This is a genomic window from Pseudomonas viridiflava, from assembly GCF_900602065.1.
Classification (GTDB): Bacteria; Pseudomonadota; Gammaproteobacteria; order Pseudomonadales; family Pseudomonadaceae; genus Aquipseudomonas.
This window is the reverse complement of sequence record NZ_UWFN01000003.1, coordinates 1-430: the sequence shown is the minus strand read 5'-3', so window position 1 is coordinate 430 and position 430 is coordinate 1. Positions and strand designations below refer to the sequence as shown.

General features: G+C 67.7%; 1 protein-coding gene. It reads right to left on the bottom strand.

Annotated features, from left to right (window positions below; genetic code table 11):
- The coding region (locus EE949_RS00015) for a hypothetical protein (RefSeq protein ID WP_206335679.1) at positions 1-430 on the bottom strand (430 nt) is incomplete at both ends.

Here is a 430-nt window from a genome sequence, read left to right as displayed (position 1 = left end):
GTAGAACAACGGCGCCGAGCGCCACCAGCCGCCGCCACCCTGGTACGCATACACGCGGTTCGGATTCTTGCGGTCGGCCGCCAGGCGGTGGCTCGTGCCCGGTTCCACGGCCGGCAGATTGGTGTAGGTCCAGCTCGCCCCGCTGTCGGTGGTGTAGGCCGGCACGGAATCGGACGGCGCCCAAACGATGTGGCCCGGCTTGGTGACCGCCAGCGTCGAGTCGCCGCCCTGGTGGGCCATTCCGTCGGGGTGGTTGGCGGCGAAGGCGGTCCAGGTCAGGCCTGAATCGGTGGAATAGGCGCCAGCGACGTTGGGGTGGTCCCAGGTGGTGGTACCGATCGTCGCGATATAAGCCTGATTGGACCACGCCATGTCGGAGCTGTTGCTGTTGCTGAACCAGTTCTTGGGGCCGCGCGTCGGGGCCTTGGTG